This is a genomic window from Collinsella aerofaciens, from assembly GCF_005845035.1.
Classification (GTDB): domain Bacteria; phylum Actinomycetota; class Coriobacteriia; order Coriobacteriales; family Coriobacteriaceae; genus Collinsella; species Collinsella aerofaciens_I.
Genome location: NZ_SPFO01000001.1, coordinates 199702 through 218334, shown reverse-complemented (window position 1 = coordinate 218334; position 18633 = coordinate 199702). Strand labels below are relative to the sequence as shown.

The following is an 18633-nucleotide window of genomic DNA, read 5'->3' as shown; positions in this document are numbered from 1 at the left end:
AGTATTTCGAAAGGATGGAACAGAATGGCGTTGAGCAAGGCATCATGCACCGGTCGCGGATTGATTCCGGCAATTGGTGGACATGTGCACCGCATGTTCGATGAGGGTGAAGACGACCTGTTTTCGCTGAGCCTTGACGATGTGATGGATGATCGCCCGTGGACCGCCGACGAACTCATGGGCGGCGGCGCGGCTCGCCCGTCAAGCCCCAATCCCGCACTTGCGCCTAAGACCGCATCTGCGCCGACTCCTGCGCAGTCGGCTGTTTCGACGCCCGCGCCTACACCCGCACCCACTTCGGCGCCCACGCCCGCTCCCCGCCCCGCAAGTGACCCATCCGAGACGGCGGCATTTCTCGCAGCAGCGACGCAGGGCAAATCGGCCGACAGCACTGTTATGTACAGCGCCCAGCAGTTGCCTGTTCCTGCGGCACGCAAGCCTCCGGTCGCAAGGCTCGATGAGCCCGTTGCCCATCAGGTTGCCTACGATTCCTGGGCTGCAACCGATCTGGATGAGACCTCTACCGGCATGCCGGCGCTCGACGTTCCAGTTAACCCGCTTTTTGCCGCCAACACGAGCGCCGCAGACTATGAGGGCGGTACGGCATATTCCGATTATTCCGATGGCTATGCTGGCAACAGTCGCATCGAGACCGAGGACTATGGCACCGCGTCGAGCGATTATCCCAACGATCCGTACGCTGCCACGCCCGCACCGGAATATGACCCGGAGGCCGCGTCCGCGCCGGCGTATACCAAAAGCACGGGCGAAGAGCGCTTCGCCGATTATTACGCCGAGGAAAAGGCACTGCGTTTCTCGGAATTTCCGCAGGCAGTCAAGGTTGCCTTTATCGCCATTATCATTGCCCTGCTCGGTGTCATTGCATTTGAGGGATTCCAGCTGTTCCGCGGCCCCACCCAAGCGGAGTCGGAGACCCAGCAAAAAGAGGACGATAACCAGTACCTGGACATCAACACCCTCAAGGGCGACCCCAACGACGGGGACGACGAGTAGCGAGGGCTGAAGGCGGCCACAGGATCCCGCATCCAGCACCAGCTTCTTAGTGCTGTTTTGTCATCCAGCTACACTTTTCCGAAGTTTTAAGGTGCCTATTTCGACACTTTTCCGGATTTTATACTCTGTCCCTCCAGATGCGCTTTACGGTGCAGGCGTTGGAAGAAGGGCCATGTGCCGCTGGCGGCCCACATGTTCTGCAGATCAAGCTGCTCGGAGACGGCTCGCGCGAGCCGTCCAGCTGGAAGCTTTTTGCCGACGGTGCGTGCGTTGCGGACGGATCCGGCGCCTTTGCCCGCGAGTGCTTCTGCGAGGGCGCCGAGGTGTTCCTGGACCTGTGTCGCGACGCCGTGCACGCGGCCGAGCTGCACCAGTGGAGCCAGAGGGAGTACGAGCTGCTGAGCGCGGCGCGCGGGATTGCGGGGGTGTAGGTGGGCAGATAAGCCATCGGCAATTCCGAGATGGCAAGGGCCGGGAATTAGATTCCCGGCCTTTAACCTAGCACTGCTTTATAAGATCGAGCACCGCGGGAATGTCATCGGCATTACGAAGAGCAACATAGGTCGGTAGGCCTGGGCCAAATCCACCCTGCGTACGTTTGTCCTGGCACATGTCCTCTGGATCAATTAGGTCATCCACGCTCTTTGCCAGGCCGACGGCAATCCAGCCACCGTTGCTGGTCCTACCTTCTAACACGGCATGCAGTTTTCGCTTGCCCGACCTGAAGCCTACATAGTACTTGGCTATGTAGGACTCCCACGAAGGGTTACCACTCAGAACGGACTCGCGCACCTCATCGAAAAGCTTCTGGTTGAGCCCACCTTCGGCAAAGGTGGGGTGGTTCTCATGCAGAGTCCAGACAGGAGCCTCGTCAGGCTCCCCACGAGAAGGACGGTACTTGTCGACGACGTCTGCCGGAAGGTCGGGATACTTCCATATCTCGCACGCTTCTTTCGCCAGCTCGTCCGCGCGCTGCCCAATCTCTTCCTCACCCCATTTTTCATGCGAGACAATCGATTTGTTTAGGTAGAGCGGGCTGCACTTAAATCCGACGTCAGGCAGATTGAGCTTGTCCGAGAACGACCGGTTTGAGTACTCCTGGTTGTAGCCCGTCAGCGTAAGATTTCCCAAGTTGTTGCACAGCCTGTCGTGGACGTCTTCCCAGTTCTCACCAAGCGATTCCTTCCAGCCGTGCTCATCATCAATCGTCTGGGGCATGATGTGCTCGATCTGGTAATCGTCGGCTGAGATGGACTCCTTCGGGTGGTGCCAGTTCTCCATGCGTTCCAGGTAATAGCGCTTTTTAGAGAAGCGGTTGTAGCAGTCACGCGCCTTAAACTCCTCGACAAAATGCTCGTCTGTCGGAAAGTATGCGGTCATACCGCTGCTGTGGATAAGGAGCATCGCCGTAACGTACTCCTCGATATCGTCCTGCTGCTCGAGATTGCGATACATGCCGGCAAAGAAATTATTTAGGCCCGTGGTAAGTCTGCCGCAAACCGCTCGCCTGAACAGAAACGACTCGATAGTCTCGCAGATACGTAAAAACGCATTGCGGTCTAGTCCATTCCCCTCGTAAACCGAATAAAGCAACATTAAGAGGGGCCTTATCTGCTTCACGTCGAGGCTTACGATTCTGCCGAACACTCGGCGCAGTCCGTCGTCCTTCTCCTTACCAAGGAACAGACTGGCGTATCTATGTGCATACCCGCGCAGCTCCTTAAGCAGGCCCTCGGTGTCACCATCGTAGTCGTCGGCGAAATAGCGCTTAAACTCGTAGTAGGCCTCGTTCTCCTTCGGCATCCTATTGGGAACTTTAAGCCACAGCCAGTACCAGATAAATGCATTGAACTCGTCCTCGCCGCCTTTTCCGAACAAGCACTCGAGTGGATGCCAATAACCCTCATAAAGCTTGGTCTGTTCGTCGTTGGGAAGCGACATTAGAACGTAGTTACGGATGAGGTCAATGGGTGTGAGCGGCTTGCCCTTGGAGTTCATGGACTCAAATATGAGCTGGGCATTATCAACGCCAGCGGTGAGCTTAGTGTCGATGACCTGCACGCGGTTTAGCCCCGCCCAAAGCCTTGCCGGGTCAAATGATTTACCACGCATCTTCTCGCGGAAGAACGCATGGTTCTCGACAATCCGATCCGATTTTTCATCTGGCACGGGAGCCCCAGACACGATGGAGAACAGCGTCTCTTTATCGTCCTGCGAGAGCACCAGCTTGTAGCGTGCCAGACCGTTGTAGTCGTCATCGTTAAAGAGGTAATTTTCCTCAGCGCCGAGATTTTGAGGTCGCCAAGGAAGCCAGCCTTGTCGGGGTTGCTCTCCAAATAGTCAGCCAAAGCTGCAATCATCAACGAAAACGTCGTCATGCGCTGCTGTCCGTCAATCAGAAGCACGCGCGAAATGCTCGTGGCAGAGCTCTCGGACTCGGGGATATAAAGCATTGACCCCACGAAGTGCGATACGCCATCACGACCCGCTCGCATGACGTCATCCCAAAGCACCTCGCACTCTTTTACACTCCACGAGTAAACTCGCTGGTACACGGGAATGACAAACTGCATCTTCGCCACGCCCATAAGGTCGAGTAGATTTGCCTCGGTTGCTTTCATTTGCGGTTGCCCCTTTTTCCAACATCAATCTCAGGAATCCTACTTGAATTTCTCAACCAGCAGCTGCCCGATGGCGCTCATCATGGCGCGATACTTCTCACTGTCCTCAAAGAGGCTGGTAAAGGAGTCCGTGTTCTCCACATAGGCGCGGCGAGCCTCCTCATCGAACACCTTGGGCAGCAGGCTTGATTCGAAGACCTGTCTGCCGTCGCGACGGATGGTGTCGGCGACCTGCGGGTTTTCGGCGATACGCTTCCACAGCGTGTCGATAACCACACGATCTCCCTCGGTGAAGTTGCCAGCCCACTGCTCGTTGAACTTATCCACGAGCACCTGCAGCGGGTCGCGCTTCTTATCGGGCGTCACGGTCTTGGCCGCGCCACCGGGATCGAGCACGCCGCCGCCAGGCTCAAGCGAAATGCTGCCCTCGAACTCCTGCTTGAGCTTGTAGAAGCGCATCTCGACCTTGTCGTCCACAGCCTCGACGGGGATCTTCTCGACCTTGAGGAGGTGGCGCAGATAGCTTAAATACACGTATTCCTTATGCAGGTCTCGGTCAAACATGCGCACGATCTGGGTGATGTAGGTGTACCACTTGCAGAAGCTACGCACCTTGCGACGAACCTGATAGCGTTCATCGTCGTTCAACTCGTTATAACGCGCGACCGCCGGCTTCAAAACGGCCGCGAGCTTACCCTGCACGTTGCTCTGCGATTTACCCTTGCCATCGGTGAAGACTATCTCGGCAGCGGCCTCAATGTCAGACTCGTCATAGAGCCCGTAACCGCGAATATCGGTCTGCACCTGATAGAGGAGGTCGGTGTTAATCTGCTCGGAAAGCGACGTCTCGGTGTAGAAGCGTTCGAAAGCCTTCTGGATGTCCTCGGGCTTGTTCACGAAGTCGAGGATGTAGGTGTCCTCCTTGTCCGGGTGGATGCGGTTGACGCGGCAGAGCGTCTGGACGGCCTTCACGTCCTTGAGCTTCTTGTCCACCACCAGCGTGTGCAGCAGCGGCTCGTCAAAGCCCGTCTGGTACTTCTCGGCAACAACAAGCACGTCCCCATAGTTGTGGAACTCGGCCTTCGTTTGGCTCTCGGCGACGCGTTGTCCATCGTGGCCGACGTTGATGACCGGCTCGGTGTACTCGGGACCGTCGGGGCCGTCAGCCGGGTCGCTAATGGCGCCCGAGAACGCCACCAGCACCTCGATATCATCGTAGCCCTTCTTCTGCATGTAGCGCTTGATCTCGTGGTAGTAGCGAACCGTCGCGAGGCGCGAGGCCGTGACCACCATCATCTTGCCCTTGCCGCGGATTTTGGTGCGTGTCACATTGCGGAATGTCTCCACGATGATCTCGGCTTTCTGGCCGAGGGCATAGGGGTGCAGCTCCTTATACTTGCGGAGCAGCTTGAGCGTGGGGCTGCTCGGTACGTCGGGATTGTCGGGGACCGTGCGTGCGAGCTCGACGGCCTCCGAATAACTCACGTAGTTGGCGAGGGGGTCCATAATGAAGCCCTCCTCTATCGCCTGGCGCATCGAGTAGACGTGGAACGGGTGGAAGGACCCGTCAGGCCACTCATCGCCGAAGATCTCGAGCGTCTGTTCCTTTGGCGTGGCGGTAAAGGCAACGAAGGTCAGGTTCTTGTGACGGCCGTGGCTCGCGAGCTCGTCGGCGAGCTGGTCCTCCCAATCGGCTGCGGCGTCCTCGGCTTCCGCCTCGATCTCAGCGTACTCCTCGAGCGCGTCGCGCTTGTCGGCAAGGGCGCTCTTGAGCTTGAGCGCGCTCGTTCCCGTCTGGGACGAATGTGCCTCGTCGACGATGATGGCGAAGCGCTTACCCTTGCTCTCGACCTGCTCGTAGATCACGGGGAACTTCTGAAGGGTCGAGACGATGAGACGAGCGCCGCCGTTGATGGCGTCCCGCAGGTCGGCCGAGGTCTTGTCCTTGCCGATGGTCACGACCGAGCCGATGGCGTGATCGAAGCCCGAGATGGTCTCCTGCAGCTGGCTGTCGAGCACTCGGCGGTCGGTGACGACGACCACGGAGTCGAACAGCGGGGTGTCATCCACAAAGAGGGATGCAAGGCGATAGGCCGTCCAGGCGATGCTGTTCGACTTGCCCGACCCCGCCGAATGCTGCACGAGGTAGTTCTTGCCCGTCCCGTTCGCGCGCACGTCGGCGATGACCTTACGCACGGAGTCGAGCTGGTGGTAACGGGGGAAGATGATGCGCTCCTTCTTGCGCTTCACCTCGTTGCCGCGCGCATCGAGCTCTGTCTCTTCCTTGACCTCCAGGTGGAGGAACTTGTTGACGATATCGAGCAGGCTGTCCTTCTGCAGGGCGACCTCCCACAAGTGGCTCGTGGCATAACCGTCGGGATTTGCGGGGTTGCCGGCGCCGCCGTCGTTTCCCGCCCCGGCGGAGCCCTGGTTGAACGGCAGGAAGAAGGTCTTCGCGCCCTCCAGCTTGGTGGTCATGTAGACATTTTCGAGATCGACGGCGAAAAAGGCCACCATGCGCGTGTTGAACTTGAGACAGCGACACCTCGGGTCGCGGTCCTCGCGCCACTGGCGCATGGCATTCTCAACGTCTTGGCCGGTGAACTGGTCCTTGAGCTCTATGCCCACCAGGGGGATGCCGTTCACGTCCAGGACCATGTCGATGGTCTGGTTGCCCGTCTCGGCGAAGTGGAACTGGCGGATGCAGCGGCAGACGTTCTTGGCATAGTGGTCGGCGGCGCTTTCGTTAAGCCCGCTCTCCGGCTTGAAGAATACGACCTTGAAAGGAATTCCTCGGTGCTTGAAGCCGTGTTTGAGCACCGCGACCATACCCAGGCGGTCGACGGCGTCGTTGAAGACCTTGGCGAACTTCGCCGTGGAATCGGAGTTGCACATGCGCTCGAAGCGATCCCACGCCTTGGGCTGCGTCGTCTGGATGAAGTTGACCAGGGTGGCGGCGTCGAGCGCACGGTCACGATGCTCCATGTAGCCGCCGCCGACCATCTGATAGGTGCCGTCCTCGACGTAGAGGAGCGAATGCCTGTCGTCGCACTTGAAGAAACCGCCCTCAGGCGAGCAGAGAAACGACTCGATGTCCTCTTCGAGGTTCTTTTCCTTTGTCTGCGCAGGCATGCTACAACCTCATCTCTCTCAACTCGCGACCAAAGAGAGCGAGCCACGGAAATATGCTCTTGTTTAGCACCATGTACATCTTCGCGCGCTGCTTTTCCGTCGGTGCCGTCCTCTTGTTGAACATATCCACCATGAACTCGTAATCGTTTCGACCGTCATAACCGTTGTACCTATTGGCCGGAAAGGCGCCCCTCTCGTAAAGGAAAGCGTAGAGGCGTCGAGAAAACAGATCCCTGTTCATGCCATCGAGTCGCACGCCCGGCTTCCTCGCCTCAAGGGCTTCCAGCAGCTTGATCGCTGCCTTCCAGCCCTCAACCTCGTTCTTGAGCTCATCATTTTCAAACTTAAGGATGCAGGTGGAGCCTATTGGCGAGAGCTCTTTCCCGTTGACGGAATTTTTGATTGTGAACTCATACCTGATGCCCTCATGCCCGCAAAGACACTCTCCGGAGGTGTTCCCATTGTCATGGCACCCCACCACGTGCCATTCGGAAACGGCAATATCCCACGTTTTCGACGACGACGCCTCCAGCACGATGCCCGGAAGACGATAGGAATCGCCCATTGGCTACACCTCCCGCTTTCCGGTGACGGTCTCGTAGATGAGCGACTGCTTGTACGCTTTGAGGTCGGTGATGATAGCCTGCTTGGCAGCGATATCGGCATCGATCTGGGTGCACTTCTCGTCCAAGTAGTCCGCAATGAGACGCTGTTCGGAGAGAGGGGGCAATGGCACAAACGCCCGAGCCAATACGTTAGCGGCAAGATTTGCGCTCGTTGCACCAATGGCAGTAGCCATGGCTTGATTGGTGGTAGATGAGCACGTAAGCGCATAGCTAAGCCACTCGGGAGCGCAGCAAATGGGTCTAGCGACAGTCAGCGAAGAAGCAACCGTGCCGCAGTTCTCCGTTCGGTTCAACGAGCATTTGCCAACGCTTCCGCGCAAACAAAAGACGACATCACCGCGCCGTAGCTTCACACCCTTAAGTGAATCGTACTTATCTTGCGAAATGTACTTCGAAAAGACGTCGGGAAGATAACGACCATTGAGGTCGCCAGACGTAATAAACGGAATTCCAGCCTCTTGAATGTCGTCGCCTGAAGGGTAGCTGTCACTTCTATCTCCGTTGAGAAATACAGCGAGACGCTTCACCATCACGAGGCCCCAGTTCGCATTCATTTTTCCTATCGCCGGGACTCCGCTTTCTTTCACTTTGAAAGCGTTACACGTACCGTAAACAATGGCTCGTTTAACCACATCGTTTTGATACGCCCTGTACTCTTCAATAGACTGCTCGGCGGTGGAGACGGCGCGGTCGATTTCGGCGCACTTATCGTCCAGGTATTCCGCGATGCGGCGCTGCTCATCGAGGGGAGGCATGGGTAGCACTTGGGCTGCAAAGTCCTCGAACTTGATTGTTTTGCCTTCGCGGATGCCCAACGTTAGTGAATTCATATGGTCAATAAACGACGGCGACTTAAACAAGTACTTATAGAACTGATAGTCGATTGGCTTTATTGAGCGAAACGTTTGGTAAGCAGGCGAACAGACCCCTTCGAAGTCGGAGCGCTCGAAGCCGCCCTGGAAGCTGCGCAGGCTGATTACAAAATCATTCCTGTGAACCGTACGGAATCTACTTAGGTCGGTATCGTCCTTAACGCGAACAACACCTTCAAGCCTATCCTGAGGCCACATGCCATGCTTCTGGGTCGCTGCCAAAAGCGTAAGGTCATCGTTGCCCCTGTCGTTGGTGAGTTTAAACAGGCGCTTAGCCCTATGCAATTTCCACCTCGAGGGGACCTCGCCGAGCCACTCGACGCCACTGTCCTTCATCTCCCGCATTGCTAACGCACCTCTCCGAAGAGGGCCTTGAGGCTCTTCTCGAGCGTCTTCTCGTGCTCGAGGATGCGCTTGGCGATCTCGTCAGCTGGCTCCAGCTCGGCGTACTTGTAGAACACGCGCGTGAACGGGACGGTGTAGCCCACCTTGGTCTTCTTCTTGTCCACCCAGGCGTACTTGTTGTACGGGCGTACCTCGCGCTCGATATAGGCGTCAATGTCCTGAGTGAGCGGGATGTCCTCGGTGTCCTCCTTGGCCTTGTCCGCCTGCATTTTCCCGCGTTTGTTAAGGACGGGTTCTCCGTCCTCGTCGACGACGGGGCTCTCCACGGCAACGCGGTTGAAGCCAAACTCGACCGTCTCCATCAGGCGCGCCTCGACGGAGACCTCTAGTCCGTTGGACCCGGCGCCCGTCCAAGTGCCGTCGCGATACTCGGAGTACGCCTGGACGATAAGGTCGCGGCAGGACTTGGTGATGTCGTTCTTCTTGTCGCCAATGCCCTTGCGGCGCTTCTCGAAGCACCGGGAGGCGTCGATGAGCAGCACGTGGTCGCGATGCTCCGGTGCCTTCGCCTTGCTGAAGAGCCAAACGTAGGTGGCGATGCCGGTGTTGTAGAACGAGTCGCAGGGCAGCTGCACGATCGCGTCGAGCCAGTCGTTCTCCAACACGTATCGGCGGATGCTGTCCTCGCCGCTGCCGGGCTTGCCCTTGTAGAGCGGACTCGCGTCCTGGACAATCGCCATCACGCCGTCGTCCTTGAGCTTAGACAGGCCGTTGAGCACGAAGAGCATCTGACCATCGCCCTTGGCGGGAAGCTTCTCAACGGGGAAGCGTCCACCGCCGGCAGTCTTGAATTCCTTCTCCACCGAGGGGGCCTGAGGATTCCACGGGTCACCGAAGGGTGGATTGGAAATGCAGTAGTCGAACTTGAAGCCATCGAACTTATCGGCGGAGAGGGTATCTCCGAAGCGCATGTTGGCGTCGTCCTCGCCACGAATTAGCGCACTCGCCTTCGCGATGCCGAAAGTGAAGGGATTGAACTCCTGACCGTAGCAGGTTACACGGGCCTCGGCGTCGAGCTGGCGCAGGCGCTCCTCGGTGCAGCCGAGCATCTGCGAGGTTCCCATGGTCTGGTCGTAGACGGTCTTCGTGATGCGGTCGCCGTCGAAGACGTGCGGGTCCGCCTGAATGAGCAGGTCGGTCATGAGGTACACGATGTCGCGGCTCGTGAAGTGAGCGCCGGCGTCCTCGTCGTAGGACTCGGAGAAGCGCTGAATGAGGTTCTCGAAGATGTAGCCCATGTCCACAGCTTTGATCTTGTCGGGCGACATGTCGGCCTGCGGCTTGCAGAAGTCGCAGACGACCTGGTAGAGCAGCGGGGCGTCTGGGTCGGAGAGGCGTTCGATCTGGTCGGCGAACTTCATGCGTGCCAAGATGTCCTGCACGTTGTCCGAGAACCCGTTGATGTAGTCCTTGAAGTTGTCCTCGATGTTCTCCGGGTCGGCCTTGAGCGTCTCGAAGGTGAACTTAGAGGTGTTGTAGAAGGGGTAGCCGGAGGCATCGCGCAAAAAGCCGTCCTTCACGGAAAAGGCTTTGTATTTCTCAGCTGCGGCGAGAACGGCATCGTGCGTGGGCTCAAGGCAGTCGTGGAAGCGTTTGATAACGGTCATAGGAAGGATGACCAGGCCGTACTCATGAGGCTTGTAGGGGCCACGCAGGGTATCGGCGGCACTCCAAATGAGAGATGCCTTCTCTTGAATATTGGCGCCAACGGCCTTGATAAGATCGTCGCTATCCGCCACTGCTATTTCTCCTTCTTGGTCAGATATTCGATGAGGCTCATCTTTACCAGCGAGGTAAAGCTGATGCCAGAAAGCGCAGCGGCGTCCTTCGCCGCATCACGCATGTTTTTAGGTATGCGGATGGTCACGGCAACGTTCTCGCCATCCACAAGAAAGCTCTTGAGCTCGCCTGTCTTGGCCTCTCCGTCGACAAGCTCGGCGTATTTCATTGGCAACCCCCGCGATTGCATGATGCAATACAAATGTGCTTCTGATTCTAGCAAAGGAACAGAAGCCAATGACCATCTGACGCAGATAGAAGGGGAAGTCGAGAGTCAACGTTCTGCCCATTCGCGATGCCATGGAATCTTAGGTCCCGTAGGCTTGTCAGCCATTCGGTTAAACCTATAGATATGAATTTAGGCCCGGTGACTTGAATCAGCGGTCATCCCGGGCCCATCGATATGCAGTGTACCCAGGGCTAGCAGGTTTAACAAATGGATTTTCGTTAGCGCGACCTCGACCGTCCCAACTGCCTCGGCTACCAACTGAACGCCCCCTATCTCCCCTCCGCCTTCAGCTTCAGCAGCAGATCGCTCAGCTCGGGGCACTTGCTGGAAAGGCGTGTCTGGGCTCGCTCGCCCATCCCCCACCGCTGGCGGACTTCCTGGGCACGTGGGCTCACGTGGTAGCCCCCGTCCATTACCTGCTTGAGCAACTTAGCGGTCACGCGCGCATCGGCTAGGGCGCTGTGGGCGTGACCCGTCGACTCGTCGAACTCGATGCCAAACCACGTCGCCGCGTCACTCAAAGAGACACACCCGTGGCTGCCCACGTCCATGATCGAGGTGTAAAACGCCTGCAGGTCGGCCCAGTCCGTAGGAAATGCGGAAAGGTCGATGTGCTTTGCCTGGCACTCGGTCAAAAGCTGTCGACGATCCGCCCCACTCCAACAAACCACCTGGGCGGAGTAGCGACCGATCCAATCGCTGAGCCTTTTGATCACCACATAGAGCGGATCGGCCATCGCGGTGTCCACAGCCGATATCCCCGTAAGCTCGCGGACGGGATACGCAACGCCTTCGGTAAATTCTGTCTGCACAAACTGCGAGAACTCACCCATAACGTTGCCGTGGTAATCGAGCTTGACGGCGCCGGCCTCAATAATCTCATTGCGCAGCCCACGGCGCTGGCGCTGCTTTGGCACCGGCGCAAACTCAAAGTCCAGCACAATCTGGCGCGCAAAGTTCGTCGTATCGATAGCCGAGATACACGGCGTCTTTTCAGCTGACACGGTTAGGGCCTTTCTCCGTTGCCTGCCGCTTGCTACATAGGCGGCTACATTGCCGTAAGGATAGGCGCCCGTACGGACATGAAAGTGGGGCGCAATACCATGCGCCAGGCACACGTCATGCAGACGGCCCCAAGAGAGTTGCCCGCTCTATTCAAATGCATGAAAAAGATTTAGGCCCGGTGACTTGAATCAGCGGTCATCCCGGGCCCATCAGAGCTCGTAGAGCTCTTGGTTGCTTTGGTCTCGCTCTTCACGGCGCTTATCGAACTTTCCGAGGCACTCAAGCAGCATTCGAAGCATAACAAGTCGCTGCCATTAAGGCACTGACCTCTTGACCAAGCAACGGCGCTGCCCAGCTATCACCCTTGGGCTGCCGTCAACTTTATTCTATCCGCGAGCATCTGGTTTACCAAATGGATTTTCGGTAAAGGAAGCACGGCACGCCCGCAAAACCACTACGCCCCAAGTGCCGCCATGGGAATCACCGCCACGCCGTCGTCGCGTGTGTAGGCAATGCTCCCCTTTCCAACCACGACCGCCAAAAACGCCGGCGCGGCATTCTGGGCGGCAGGATTGGAGAGCACTTTCCTCTCCAGCGCCTTGAGATTTCTCGCTCCATCGTCTGCTTTCGCATCACTCAGCTTGACCTCGATGGCTCCCCAGCGCCCGTCGTGCTCAACGATCAGATCGACCTCAAGGCCCTTCTCATCTCGGAAATAATGGACACTGTTGTCGACACCGCCGTAGGTGGAAAGGAACACGCGCACGTCGCGCAGGACGAGATTCTCAAAGAGCATCCCCAGCGTTTGCATATCGCCAAGCAGCCGCTCAGGGGTAGCCCCCAGCAACGCCGCCGCAAGTGACGGGTCACAGAAGTAGCGCTTGGGGCGCACGCGAACGCGGGCCTTCGAGCGCATGGGCGGCTCCCATCCGCACAGGTCCTCGGTCAGCTTGAGCCTGTTGAAGAGGTCCAAGTACGCAGCGATGGTCCTCTCGTCGGGGCCCGCCTCACCGTACGAGGCGTCCTTTACGAGCGTCTTGTACGTGACAGCCTGGCTCTCGTTCATGGCAAGAGCTCGCAAAAGGCCGTGTGCAAGCTCGGGCGACATGCCCTCGTCCAGCACGTTGACGTCGAGCACCGAGTGCACGTACTGGCTTGCCGTCTCTCGCGCAAGATCTTCCGAAAGCCCAAGATTTGCAGGCCAACCGCCCCTGCAGCACCAGCGGGCGACGTCATCCACCGTGCTCTCGCGACGCTGAGGGGCAAAATCCTCGCCCTTAAAGAGGCTTGCCAGTGACACGAGCGGCTCGCCGTCGCCCGACTCACACAGGGCCATGGGGCGCATTGACAGACGGGCGATCCTACCCGTGCCGGAATGACGAACATGGCTGCGCTCCTCGCTTTTGAGCGCGGTCGAGCCCGTGAGCAAAAGTGTCCCCCGTTCGTTGCCGCTCGCGTCCACGAAACGCCGGGCGGCATCCCAAACCTCGGGCACCTCCTGCCATTCATCGACCAGGTGTGGCGCATCGCCGATGAGCGCCAGGCTTGGGTCGACCTCTGCCGCCGCACGCTGCGCAGGCTCATCGAGCCTGGAGACGCTCGCCGAGCGAGAGAGCGCCGTCCAGGTCTTGCCGCACCATTTGGGGCCGTTGATCTCCACACAGCCAAACGCCCGCATAAGGGTGTCGAGGCGCTCCTCTATGAGCCGGGGCCTATATCCCTTTTGGGTCAATCTCTTTGGTGCATCCATAGACGGCCGTCCCTCTCTATCACGCGATATGCGAAATTACGCCATTCTCAATGCTGATTTTACGCTACTTTCAATGTAGTTTTTACGCCATGACAGATGTAGTTTTTACGCCATTTTCATTGTAGGTTTTACGCTTGGCATCCTTAGCGCGACCCATTCCGAGCAATCACATCAGAGCGCGCTTGGTTATCTCCGCTCGCACATCTCGGCAAACGAAATCAGCTTGGTATCTCCCCTGCTCGCCGCAGCTTCCTGACATCCTTGCGTAAAGCCACGCTTCGAGAAGATCACGTAGCTTTTATGCTGACGCCTAAAGAGCTCGCTTCGGTACACGAGCTTTTCCAGAACATCCTCGCCTGCCGGTTCGTTACGCCATTTGCACTCCGCAAAGAGCGCCGCGCCCTCTCCGTCGTCGACAATCAAATCGATCTCTTCCTGCGTACGCGTCCGATTGTCCGTTCCCCACCAACGGCCAACTGTTGCCGGCACCACACCAAGTTCGCCCGCGCGCGCGAGTTCGTACACGTATTGTCTGCATATAAGCTCAAAGACCGTACCCATGTAATCCGATACGTGCGGCTCAATGCGCTTATACGCCATCTCGGCCATATCGTTTTGAATCAGCCCGATGTTCTGCGGAACAAACTTGTACCAGAACCTAAACATCTGGTCGCTCAGCAGATACACGGCTCGCTTATTGCTCGTCTCGTTTAGGGGCAGCTCGCGCTCGACAATCCCAAGCGACGCCAGCTTATCCACATAGCTCTTTACGTTGCTCGCAGGGATTCCCGTAGAGCTCGCAATCTCCGAGATCTTCGAGCGCCCCTGAGCAATTGCTTGCACGATCGCATCATATTGCTCGGGATTGCGGCACTCTTGCATTAGCAGGTTACTCGGCTCCTCAAAGAGATAGCCCGTAGGAGTAAGGAAAAGACGTTTGATGTTGTCCTTGAGCGATGCGGCAGGATCGACTCTCTCGATATATGCAGGAATGCCGCCCGTCATACCATAGCAAACTGCAGCGTCTTCGCGACTCATGCTCTGCCACAACCCGAGGGTCGTCGTAAAATCGAGCGGCATGATCTTAAACTGGGCCGTACGCCTACCGTATAGTGGGCTCTCGTAGCCCAACACCTGTTCCTCCATAAACGAAAGAGACGAGCCGCATAGGATCAGCATTAGCCTGGTCTCTTTGTATAAGTGGTCGATCTTGTCTTGCAGCAACGAGCTGATCTCGGGATTCGATTGGGCGAGATAGGGATACTCGTCAATCACGACAATCAAACGCTCCGTTCGAGCCATGGTGACCAATGCATCGAACGCCTCGTCAAAACTACGAAACGACACGCCTGCAGCACCAACCGAGCCTGCAAGTATCGCCTGGCTAAAGCCGTGCAGGTTTGCCTCCGCATTGGTACGACGAGCTTGAAAGTAAATAGCCTTCTTGCCTTGGATGAACTCTGTGATAAGGCGCGTTTTACCCACACGACGGCGGCCGTAAATCACAGGCATCTCAAAGGAGTCCGTGCCATACAGTCGATTGAGCTCGGACATTTCCGCTGTTCTTCCGACAAACATAGACCATCCTTCCTTTACGTTATAGCTAGCTATATTATACCTTCCTATAATATAGCTAGCTATAACGTAATTCGACAAGCGGCGCACACGAAAGGGGCGGTACACCACCGCACGTGGACCGTTCCGGAAAATGCATCCCGTTCTGGAGCCAAAAACTGGGCCGTAGTTTCCGCCAAGCATCCCATCCGGAAAGCGTGTCCCGTTCTGAGCGCCAAATCCGGGACGCAGTTTCCACTCCAAACAAAGGGCCCCGGCTCGCGATGGAGCCGGGGCCAAAGGCGCAGCGTATGTAGTTGATGTTGAGCGCGAACAGCTCGTCAGCAATGGCCGTCCGCGCCCTACCCTACCCGCGGTTGCGGGCGCGGCTGTAGGGCGTATCCACCATGGGCAGATCCGGACGCAGCTTGCCGTCAAATGCGCGATAGGCGTTCTGTACGGCGGGCGCCGTGGGAATCGTTGCGATCTCGCCGATGCCCTTGCCGCCGTATGCCACGGGCAGCAGCTCATCCTTCTCCACGTAGATGGCGTGGATATCCGGAATCTCGGGCGCACGGAACAGTCCGAGCGTGCCGTACCTTGCCTGGGGCACGCAGTCCTTGAGCGGCCAATCCTCGGTAAGCGCATAGCCCATACCCATGAGCACGCCGCCTTCGATCTGACCCTGGATGGAGATGGGATTGACCACCTTGCCGGAATCGTGCGCGGCATAGACCTCGCTCACGCGACCGTCATCATCCAGAATGACCACATGCGTGGCAAAGCCGTAGCAGATGTGGCTCTTGGGGTTGGGAACGTCGGGTCCCAGCTTGTCGGTCGGCTCCAGGTACACGTACCCAAACTCGCAGCCCTCGAGCGCCTTGATGGCGGCAGCGGGATCTTGAGGATGCATACCCTGGCCGGCGACGAGTTCCTGTGTGTGCAGCTGATAGGCGCGACCGTCGTCGTACTCGATCTTGATGCCATCACCATGGGCGCTCACAGGAGCATCGGGTGCATGCTTGCCGGCCTCGATGTCAAGCATGGCATCGCGCAGCAGGAAGGCGGCACCGCGCACGGCCTCGCCGGTCACGACCGTCTGACGCGAGCCAGACGTGGTGCCGGAGTCGGGAGCGTTCTCGGTAGAGCACTCGCCATTGGCGATGCAGCGAAGCGGCAGGCCGCATGCCTCGGCAACGTCCTGCAAAAAGACCGTGTTGCAGCCCTGGCCGATGTCGGACGTGGCAGCATAGACCACGGCCACGCCGTTCTCGACGCGAATCTTGCAGCGGCCGGCATCGGGCAGGCCCACGCCCACGCCGGCGTTCTTCATGGCGCAGGCGATACCGGCGTGTCCGGGATGCGCATAGTAGGCATCCTTGACCTCGAGCAGCGTCTCCTTCAGCGCCGTGGAGCAGTCGGCAATCTGCCCGTTGGGCAGAACCTCGCCCGGCTCGATGGCGTTACGGTAGCGAATCTCCCACGGATCCAGGCCGACCTTCTCGGCCAGCAGGTCGATCAGGCTCTCGAGCGCAAACTCGGACTGGCAAACGCCAAAGCCGCGGTACGCGCCGGCGGGCGGGTTGTTGGTATAGTAGCCAAAGCCGCGAATGTCGGTATTCTGGTACTTGTAGGGGCCGACGGCATGCGTACAGGCGCGCTCGAGCACCGGGCCGCACAGCGACGCGTAGGCGCCGGTATCAAAGTTGATCTCGCAATCCAGGCCGGTAAAGTTGCCCTCGGCGTCGCAGCCCAGTGTAAAGGTGCCGTCCATGGCGTGGCGCTTGGGATGGAACGCGAGCGACTCGGCACGCGCGAGCTTGCACTTCACGGGACGCTGGAACTTATATGCGGCGAGCGCGGCCAGGTGCTGGATGGACACGTCCTCCTTGCCGCCAAAGCCGCCGCCCACGAGCATGGTCTCGACGACCACGCGCTCGGGCTCGCTATCCCAGCCAAACATGTGGGCGCACTCTTTACGCGTGTCGTAGGCGCCCTGGTCGGTCGACTGCACCTTGACGCCGTTCTTGTACGGGAAGGCGACGGCGCACTCGGGCTCCAAGAAAGCATGCTCGGTAAAGGGCGTAGTAAAGCGCTGCGTCACGGTGAACGCGCTCTCCGCCAGCGCCTTGGCGGCGTCGCCACGCGTCACGTGACGGCTCTGGCATACGTTGTCCTTGAGCTCCACCGTGTTGCCAAAGGCAAAGAAGCTGTCGTGCAGGCGCGGAGCGTCGGCAGCCCTGGCCTCGGCGATGTTACGCACGGGTTCCAGAGGCTCGTAATCAACCTTGACGAGCTTCTTGGCCTTCTCGAGCGTCGCCTCGTCCTCGGCAACCACCAGCACGATGGCATCGCCCACGCAGCGGGTGATATCGCCCTGGGCGATCATGACGTCCCAGTCCTGGATAAGGTGGCCGACCTGGTTGACCGGCACGTCCTCGGCGCGCAGAATGCCCACCACGCCGGGCAGGGCCTCGGCCTTGGAGGTATCGATGGAGAGCACGCGGGCACGCGGGTACTTCGAGCGCACGGCGCTGGCATAGGTCAGGCCCGGCTGGTCGAGCTCGTCGATGTCGTCGGGGTACTTGCCCTCGCCGAGCACCTTCTTGCGCACGTCGATACGGAAGGCGCGCTTGCCCACGCCGTAGTCATCGCCGCGCTCCAGGTCCTCGTCGATCTGCTTTTCGCCGCGGAGCACCGCGGCTGCCAGCGAAATGCCCTCGATAATCTTCTTGTAGCCGGTGCAACGGCAGACGTTGCCGCGAATGGCGTACTTGATCTGTTCCTCGGTGGGCTCGGGGTCCTCGGCGATGAGTGCCGCACCCGCCATGACCATGCCGGGGATGCAAAAGCCGCACTGCACGGCGCCCACGGCGCCAAAGGCGTACACAAAGGCCTCGCGCACGTCCTCGGGCAGGCCCTCGACGGTTACGATGTTACGGCCGGCGGCAAGCGCGGTGGTCAGCACGCACGCCTTGACGGCCGCACCGTCCACGTGGATGGTGCAGGTACCGCACGCGCCCTCGGAGCAGCCGTCCTTGGCGGAGTGAATATGCAGGTCGTCCCGCAGGTAGCGCAGCAGCGGTTTGTTCTGAGTCGTCGTGCGCTCCACGCCGTTAACGGTAAAAGTGAATTCCTGTGCCATGGTGATTCCCTTCTACACGCCGGCGGCAATGCCGGTGCGGTCGTGAATGGCGCCATGCGGGCACACAACCGCGCACATGCCGCACGACAGGCAGTCCGCGCCGTCGATATGGGCGCAGTTGTCCTCGATGCGAATAGCGCCGGCAGGGCACTTTTTGGCGCACATGCCGCAACCGATGCAGCTCGTGTCGCAGATCTTGCGCGCAATGGCGCCCTTGTCGGTGTTGTTACAGCGCACCAGGATGTTCTGGTAGCCGGGAACGAAGGCAATCACGCGCTGCGGGCACGCCATGCCGCACAGGCCGCAGCCCGTGCACTTGGAGCGGTCCACGCGGGCAACGCCGTCGACCAGTGAGATGGCACCGTGGGGGCAAGCCGTGACGCAGGCGCCACAGCCAATGCAGCCTTCGCTGCAGCGGGCATCGCCGCCTGCGGAGGCGCAACCGCTTCCGCAGGCAACGTAGGCCACGTTATGTTGAATGGATTTGGCCATAAGAGACTC

14 protein-coding genes are annotated in these 18633 nt (G+C 58.7%); 2 read left to right on the top strand and 12 right to left on the bottom strand.

Going from position 1 to position 18633, the window contains the following annotated elements; genetic code table 11:
- The first annotated feature begins 24 nt into the window (after positions 1 to 24).
- Both FGQ67_RS10160 and FGQ67_RS00945 read left to right on the top strand, forming a co-directional pair.
- Positions 25 to 1014: a hypothetical protein gene (locus FGQ67_RS10160; RefSeq protein ID WP_117769409.1), complete on the top strand. Its 990-nt coding sequence runs from the start codon at positions 25 to 27 to the stop codon at positions 1012 to 1014.
- A gap of 149 nt (positions 1015 to 1163) precedes the next feature.
- Positions 1164 to 1445 (top strand): hypothetical protein, encoded by a 282-nt coding sequence (locus FGQ67_RS00945; protein WP_147332627.1) that lies wholly within the window; start codon positions 1164 to 1166, stop codon positions 1443 to 1445.
- A 67-nt stretch (positions 1446 to 1512) separates the two neighbouring features.
- Here FGQ67_RS00945 and FGQ67_RS00940 read toward each other — a convergent pair whose 3' ends face one another.
- The 12 genes from FGQ67_RS00940 to FGQ67_RS00885 all read right to left on the bottom strand — a co-directional run bounded on the left by FGQ67_RS00940 (position 1513) and on the right by FGQ67_RS00885 (position 18624).
- A complete protein-coding gene (locus FGQ67_RS00940; RefSeq protein ID WP_249934344.1) occupies positions 1513 to 3183 on the bottom strand; it encodes a DUF262 and DUF1524 domain-containing protein in 1671 nt (556 codons plus the stop codon).
- Positions 3081 to 3602 carry a DUF262 domain-containing protein gene (locus FGQ67_RS10375; RefSeq protein WP_416378153.1) on the bottom strand — a complete coding sequence of 174 codons (522 nt, stop codon included), beginning with the start codon at positions 3600 to 3602 and terminating at the stop codon, positions 3081 to 3083. The genes FGQ67_RS00940 and FGQ67_RS10375 overlap by 103 nt, the downstream gene beginning before the upstream one ends.
- A 72-nt stretch (positions 3603 to 3674) precedes the next feature.
- Entirely contained in the window at positions 3675 to 6767 is a 3093-nt protein-coding gene (locus FGQ67_RS00930; RefSeq protein WP_138339635.1) for a type I restriction endonuclease subunit R, read from the bottom strand.
- Position 6768: 1 nt separating this feature from the next.
- The gene (locus FGQ67_RS00925; RefSeq protein WP_117769403.1) at positions 6769 to 7332 is read right to left on the bottom strand and encodes a hypothetical protein; all 564 of its coding nucleotides are present in this window, start codon (positions 7330 to 7332) and stop codon (positions 6769 to 6771) included.
- 3 nt (positions 7333 to 7335) lie between these two features.
- Complete coding sequence (locus FGQ67_RS00920; RefSeq protein WP_117848312.1) at positions 7336 to 8610, bottom strand: restriction endonuclease subunit S; 1275 nt, start codon at positions 8608 to 8610, stop codon at positions 7336 to 7338.
- Between the two features lie 2 nt (positions 8611 to 8612).
- The gene (locus FGQ67_RS00915; RefSeq protein WP_117769399.1) at positions 8613 to 10409 is read right to left on the bottom strand and encodes a type I restriction-modification system subunit M; all 1797 of its coding nucleotides are present in this window, start codon (positions 10407 to 10409) and stop codon (positions 8613 to 8615) included.
- 2 nt (positions 10410 to 10411) lie between these two features.
- Positions 10412 to 10618 (bottom strand): hypothetical protein, encoded by a 207-nt coding sequence (locus FGQ67_RS00910; protein WP_117769397.1) that lies wholly within the window; start codon positions 10616 to 10618, stop codon positions 10412 to 10414.
- A gap of 329 nt (positions 10619 to 10947) precedes the next feature.
- Positions 10948 to 11682 (bottom strand): 3'-5' exonuclease, encoded by a 735-nt coding sequence (locus FGQ67_RS00905; RefSeq protein ID WP_171025116.1) that lies wholly within the window; start codon positions 11680 to 11682, stop codon positions 10948 to 10950.
- Positions 11683 to 12137: 455 nt separating this feature from the next.
- Positions 12138 to 13361 carry an ATP-binding protein gene (locus tag FGQ67_RS00900; protein ID WP_249934343.1) on the bottom strand — a complete coding sequence of 408 codons (1224 nt, stop codon included), beginning with the start codon at positions 13359 to 13361 and terminating at the stop codon, positions 12138 to 12140.
- A 258-nt stretch (positions 13362 to 13619) separates the two neighbouring features.
- Complete coding sequence (locus FGQ67_RS00895; protein ID WP_271735078.1) at positions 13620 to 15011, bottom strand: ATP-binding protein; 1392 nt, start codon at positions 15009 to 15011, stop codon at positions 13620 to 13622.
- Between the two features lie 343 nt (positions 15012 to 15354).
- Positions 15355 to 18132: a selenium-dependent xanthine dehydrogenase gene (xdh, locus tag FGQ67_RS00890; protein WP_138339632.1), complete on the bottom strand. Its 2778-nt coding sequence runs from the start codon at positions 18130 to 18132 to the stop codon at positions 15355 to 15357.
- A gap of 12 nt (positions 18133 to 18144) precedes the next feature.
- Positions 18145 to 18624, bottom strand: coding sequence for a 4Fe-4S binding protein (locus FGQ67_RS00885; protein ID WP_138339631.1), 480 nt, complete (start codon positions 18622 to 18624; stop codon positions 18145 to 18147).
- Between the last annotated feature and the right edge of the window lie 9 nt (positions 18625 to 18633).